This window comes from Bacillus sp. 522_BSPC (assembly GCF_001076885.1).
Classification (GTDB): Bacteria; Bacillota; Bacilli; order Bacillales; family Cytobacillaceae; genus Niallia; species Niallia hominis.
Window position 1 is genome coordinate 24,960 of sequence record NZ_JVDT01000076.1, and the last position, 6,600, is coordinate 31,559.

The 6,600-nt window shown below is 37.6% G+C and carries 5 protein-coding genes; 4 read left to right on the forward strand and 1 reads right to left on the reverse strand.

Translation table 11 applies throughout. The features are described 5' to 3' along the window. Positions 1–10 precede the first annotated feature (10 nt). Positions 11–778 (reverse strand): IclR family transcriptional regulator, encoded by a 768-nt coding sequence (locus ADJ83_RS05570; RefSeq protein ID WP_031538824.1) that lies wholly within the window; start codon positions 776–778, stop codon positions 11–13. Between the two features lie 245 nt (positions 779–1,023). On the opposite strand from ADJ83_RS05570, the gene ADJ83_RS05575 reads away from it, so the two are divergent. The 4 genes from ADJ83_RS05575 to ADJ83_RS05590 form a co-directional block, all read left to right on the forward strand. Further along, entirely contained in the window at positions 1,024–1,932 is a 909-nt protein-coding gene (locus tag ADJ83_RS05575) for a dihydrodipicolinate synthase family protein (RefSeq protein WP_048717194.1), read from the forward strand. Positions 1,933–2,004: 72 nt separating this feature from the next. Further along, on the forward strand, positions 2,005–3,993 hold the full coding sequence (locus ADJ83_RS05580; RefSeq protein ID WP_048717196.1) for a YjhG/YagF family D-xylonate dehydratase: 1,989 nt from the start codon (positions 2,005–2,007) through the stop codon (positions 3,991–3,993). Between the two features lie 260 nt (positions 3,994–4,253). Next, positions 4,254–5,825, forward strand: coding sequence for a glycoside hydrolase family 43 protein (locus tag ADJ83_RS05585; protein WP_048717197.1), 1,572 nt, complete (start codon positions 4,254–4,256; stop codon positions 5,823–5,825). 287 nt (positions 5,826–6,112) lie between these two features. Then, the coding region (locus ADJ83_RS05590; protein ID WP_048717199.1) for a DoxX family protein at positions 6,113–6,600 on the forward strand (488 nt) is incomplete at its 3' end.

A 6,600-nucleotide genomic window follows, 5' to 3' on the forward strand; every position in this document is an offset into this window, starting at 1 on the left:
TGCCTGTCTCTTATTTCATCGCAACCCCATACCGCATTTCTTCTGATAACTCTTTTCCCGTTTTTTTCAATAGTTGTATATAGTCTTCAAGGATGTCATCTCCTACTCTAGAAACTAATGTAGAAATGCTAAGTGCTGCTAGTATTTGTCCATGCTGATTAATAATTGGTACTGCGATACAGCGGACACCTAGTTCGTTTTCTTGATCATCCACAGCATACTCGTTATGTCTCACCTTTTCTAATTCAATAAGAAAATCTTCTTTCTTCGTAATAGTCCGGTTTGTAGCTTGCGTAAACGGATAGCCGTCTAATAGGGAATCAATTATTTCTTGTTTTTGATAGGATAACAGTAATTTTCCGATTGCAGTACAATGAAGGGGAATTCTCCGTCCAATTCGAGAGTAACGAATAACAGAATTAGCCCCTTCTTCCTTGTCAATGTATACACCTGCATTCCCGTCTAAAATACCTAGATGACATGTTTGGCCAGTTCTTAGTGCCAATTCAACGAGATATTTATTGGCGATTTGCCTGATATTTAAAGTATTGATAACTAAATTACCTCTTTCCACGAGCTTTAAGCCTAAACGGTATTTTCCGTTTTCGGGATTTTGATCAATATAGCGAGATTGCTGGAGCGTCTTTAATAGGGAATGTACAGTACTTTTATGTAATCCCATTTGGTCACTAATTTCCGTGATTTTTAATTCGATCGTGTGCTCATTAAATAGGTCTAGTATTTGCAGGGCACGTTCCACAGATTGAATGATTGGCATAATATCTTCTCCGTATTCGTTTTATAATATTTAACTAATTGCTATTATAACAAACTAATCTAGTAATTTTACATTAATATAGCCATATGAAAATAGCAATGTCTATTTTAAAATTATTAAAAATTCGAAATTAATTATATGTAAGTGTTTACTTTTGAGGGCTGTATGTTATAATCAACTCGAATAGACTAAATAGTAGGATTGGGTTTTATAATATAAAACAAAAAAAGAGTGGAGAGGGAAATATGACCGAACTAAATTACTTTAAAGGAATTATTCCGCCAGTTTCAAGTATTGTTGATAAAGAAGGAAATCTGAAAGAAAAAGAAATGGCGCTATTAATTGACAAACTAATAGAGGAAAAAGTAAACGGTTTATTCTTTTTAGGTACTGGTGGAGAATTTTCGCAAATGTTTATAGAGGAAAGAAAAGCAATAGCTGAGTTTGCTGTTAAGTATGTTGACAAAAGAGTTCCTGTGTTAATTGGAATTGGCAGTGCGAATACTAGGGAGGCACTCCAGCTCAGTCAACATGCGGAACAAATAGGTGCAGATGGAATTGTTGCCATTAATCCGTATTACTGGAATTTGACCGAAGAGAATTTATATACATACTTCAGTGACATTGCGAAATCTGTAAAGTTACCGGTTCTACTTTATAATTTTCCAACGCTAACAGGACAGGATTTAACACCTGATTTTGTGGGAGAGCTTGTTTTAAACCATAAAAATATAGTTGGCATTAAAGAAACGATTGATTCTATCGGACATATTCGCGAAATGATTGATAAGGTCAAAAAGGTGAATCCTAATTTCTCCGTATTTTGCGGGTTTGATGATCATCTATTTAATACATTACTGCTAGGTGGAGACGGAGCAATATCAGCTAGTGCAAATTTTGCTCCACAATTATCGGTTGGTATATACAATGCCTTTTTAACAGGAGATTTTGAAAAAGCAGTTTCTTTCCAAAAACATTTATCCATTTTGCCACAACTATATAAAATTGATAGCCCATTTGTAAATGTAGTGAAGGAAGCATCCGAATTATGTGGTATTGATATTACAACAGAGGTTTTGCCTCCTACAAAAACACTAAGCGCAGAGAAGAAACAGCAAGTGAAAGAAATTTTGCAGCAGGCAAAACTATTATAATAGAAGGTCAAGTTTTTCTTTTTGGAATGATTATTTGTTTACTAAACAAACACAAGATGGAGGGATAAAGTTATGACATTACCATTTATTTTTGAAAACGAGAATGAATCCCTTTATGAAGTAAGAACGAATGCGAAGGGGCCGACTGGAACACTGCCACTTATTGCACAAATGTTGGAGGATTCGCCAAGTGGGGATTTATTCGGACTTAGTCAAAATGTAGGGATGGGATGGAAACCGAAAGATCTATTAGGAACAGAAGTCCTGATTCTAGGCACAAAAGGCGGTATACGGGATCACAATGGAGAGCCAATTGCATTAGGGTATCATACAGGGCATTGGGAAGTAGATATTTTAATGGCAGAGGCAGCAGAAGAAATTCGAGTGCATAAAGGGGTTCCTTTTGCTGGATTTGTTAGTGACCCTTGTGACGGTCGTTCTCAAGGAACACTAGGGATGTTTGATTCTTTTCCCTATCGAAACGATGCAGCAATTGTTTATCGACGTTTAATCCGTTCATTGCCAACTAGAGAAGCAGTAATAGGCGTTGCGACCTGCGATAAGGGACTTCCTGCCATGATGATTGCGCTTAGTTCTATGCATGATCTACCAACCATCATTGTGCCTGGTGGCGTTACTTTACCTCCAACAATCGGGGAAGATGCAGGGAAAATCCAAACAATTGGTGCACGATTTGCCAATAAAGAAATTACCTTGAAAGAAGCTGCAGAGCTTGGCTGTTTGGCATGTGCTACACCAGGAGGAGGCTGTCAATTTCTTGGTACTGCTGCAACTTCTCAAGTAATTGCAGAAGCATTAGGCATTGCCATCACACATTCCGCACTTGCTCCATCTGGACAAAAGATTTGGGCGGAAATGGCAAGGCAGTCAGCAAGAGCAGTTTTAGAAATGGAAAAGAATCATATTACAACAAAGGATATTATTACAGATAAAGCAATCGAAAATGCAATGGTTCTTCACGCTGCATTTGGTGGATCAACCAATCTTTTATTACATATTCCAGCACTTGCATATGCTGCTAAATGTAAAATACCTACAGTTGATGATTGGGCAAGAATTAATCGCAAAACTCCACGTTTAGTAAGTGTTTTGCCTAATGGACCAGATCATCATCCAACAGTACGTGTTTTTCTTGCTGGAGGTGTACCAGAAGTGATGCTTCATTTGCGAAAATTAGGACTTTTACACGAAGATGTCCTTACCGTTACTGGCCAGACTTTAGGAGAAAACTTAGATTGGTGGGAAAAATCCGAACGGAGAGCGCTATTAAGAAAACGTTTATTAGAAGCAGATGGAGTCAATCCTGACCAAGTAATTATGGATCCAGACACAGCAAAAGCAAGAGGGCTTACTTCTACAATTACTTTTCCAAAAGGGAATATTGCTCCTGAAGGATCTGTTATCAAATCAACTTCTATTGATCGATCGGTAGTAGGAGAAGATGGAATCTATAGACATACAGGAGTAGCAAAGGTATTTACATCTGAGAAATCTGCTATTACTGCGATAAAAACTGGTGGAATAAAAGCAGGAGATGTAATGGTTGTAATGGGTGGAGGACCATCTGGAACAGGGATGGAAGAAACCTATCAATTAACTTCGGCATTGAAATATTTACCTTTTGGCAAATATGTGTCCCTAATAACTGACGCTCGTTTTTCAGGTGTTTCAACAGGGGCCTGCATCGGGCATATTGGCCCAGAAGCATTGAGCGATGGACCAATCGGAAAACTTCGTGATGGAGACTTAATCGAAATTATGGTTGATTGTGAAAACTTGGTAGGATCTGTTAATTTTATTGGCACAGGAGATCAGCGATTATCAAAAGAAGAAGCAACACATGTTTTAGAAACACGAGAAGTTCATCCAGATCTTAAACCAGACCCGGATTTGCCAGATGATACAAGGCTTTGGGCAGCACTACAAGCAGTTAGTGGCGGTACTTGGCGAGGCAGTGTGTACGATGTCGACCGAATTATTGAAGTATTGGAGGCAGGAAAGAAGGCGTTAGCGAAAGAAGCAGGTTCTTTCTCCAGATAAAATTGGTAAGAAAGCGAAAGGATTAATGGTGTAACATAGTTTTATTTTTGATTCGTTGTAAGCGTAAACAAAAATAAACGATTGGAGGAATTAAGATGTCGTCGAATTTACAAAGGGAAGAGGTTACGCCGACACAAGCAACACCAGCCGGAGAAAAAATAAGTTTAGTAGAAAGAATAGGTAAAGGAATGTACTAGATTTGTAGATTCCTTTCCAATTATCTGAAGAATGTACGAATCTATAAGAAAAGGGGTTATAAAATGAGTAAAATAATCAATCCAGTCTTGCCAGGTTATCATCCTGATCCTTCTATTTTAAGAGTCGAAGATGACTATTATCTAGCTGTCTCTACTTTTGAATGGTTTCCAGGCGTACAGATTTATCATTCAAAAGACATGATTAATTGGCGACTGCTAACATATCCATTAACAAGGGAATCCCAATTAAATATGATTGGGAATGTCAATTCAGGTGGTGTGTGGGCACCATGTTTGAGTTATTCAGATGGCTTGTTTTATTTAATCTATACAGATGTGAAAAGTAGAGTGGGAGCTTTTAAGGATACTCATAACTATTTAGTGACAGCTGAAAATGTGGAAGGACCATGGTCTGAGCCGGTTTACCTTAATAGCAGTGGTTTTGATCCATCCTTATTTCATGATGAGGATGGTAGAAAGTGGTTACTTAATATGATTTGGGATTTTCGTAAAGGGACCAATTCATTTGCTGGAATTGCGCTACAAGAATATTCAGTAGAAGAAAAAAGATTAGTTGGGCCGATTCACAACATCTTTAAAGGCTCAGAGATTGGTTTAACAGAGGCGCCTCATTTATATAAGCGAAATGGCTTCTACTATTTAGTGACAGCTGAAGGGGGAACTTGGTATACGCATGCGGCAACAGTAGCTAGATCAACCTCTTTATTCGGGCCATACGAAATTGATCCAACCAATCCAATTTTAACTTCAAACGAAGACGATAAGAATCAACTACAAAAAGCAGGTCATGGAAGTTTAGTGGAAACACAAAATGGTGAGTGGTATATGGCACATCTATGCGGAAGACCAGTAGTTGATAAAAAATGTACACTGGGGAGAGAAACGGCGATCCAAAAATGTTATTGGACGGAAGATGACTGGCTGCGCGTTGTAGGAGGACCAAATCCATCGACCATTGTGGAGGCGCCTCATTTAAAGCCACATCCTTTTGAAAAAGAGAGCAACTATGATGATTTCCAAGGTCATTCTTTAAAGAAGTACTGGAACTCTTTAAGAAGAATATTTAGTGAAGAATGGCTTTCCTTAACGGAACGACCAGGATATTTAACTTTAAAAGGTGGGGAATCAATGAGTTCTCTTCATCATCAAAGCCTGCTTGCGCGCAGACTAGAGACTTTCACAGCGGAAGTGGAAACAGCTGTTGATTATACACCAGAAAACTTTCAACAAATGGCTGGATTAATTTTTTATTATGATACTGATGATTATGTGTACCTCCGAATTACGACACATGAAACGTTAGGAAAGTGTATCGGAATAATTGAATCCAAACATGGCGTTTATGATGAACTATTGGATCAAGATATCTCGTTAAAATCCATTGGGGAGATTAAGTTAAAGGCAAAAGTCAATCATCAATGGCTACAGTTTGCTTATGCAGAAGGAGACAGTGAATGGAAGGATATCGGCAGTAAAATCGATATTAGTTATTTGTCGGATGATGATGCAGATTATATCCGCTTCACAGGAACCTTTGTGGGGGTATGTACACAAGATTTAAGTGGGCAAAAGAAACCAAGTTATTTTCCATACTTTAAGTATGATGAGTTATAAACAGAATATCAGAAAAGGGTGCTGTTAACTTTTCAGTACCCTTTTTTTACGTGTTAGGAAATGGTAAATGAATCATGTTTCCCTATAGGAAGTGATATTAATGTAAATAGTTCACCAATCAGACATAACTTTGTGAACTGAATGTGAATTAAATCACAAACATCTTTATTACGTTGGAAATGGTGATATTATATAAGTGTAGTAAGAAACAAACAAGATCTTGTAAAAAGAAATGTGAAATAGTGAACAATATAATCAGATAACTAATCTTAAGGAGATGGAGTAAAATGTTAGACTTATTAAGAAATAATAAAGTGGTTGCCGGAATTTTAGCGATATTTAGAATTTATCTTGGTTATCAATTTATCCATGCAGGCTATGAAAAAATTACAAGTGGTGGCTTAGACGCAAGTGGATTTTTACAAGGGGCAATTGCAAATAGCACAGGTGATCACCCAGCAGTACAAGGATGGTGGGCAACATTTCTAGAACATATAGCACTCCCAAATGCGGATTTATTCAGTTTCATGGTTCAATGGGGAGAAGTTCTAGTAGGGATCGCACTAATCCTAGGTTTATTCACAAGCTTTGCAACATTGATGGGAATGGTCATGAACTTTGCCTTCTTATTTAGTGGAACAGTAAGCACAAATGGACAAATGATTCTATTAGCAATATTCGTTATCGTAGCAGGTGCAAACGCAGGTAAATTTGGTCTAGACCGTTATGCAATGCCATATATCAAAAAGCAATGGAACAATAGAAGAAATAATAA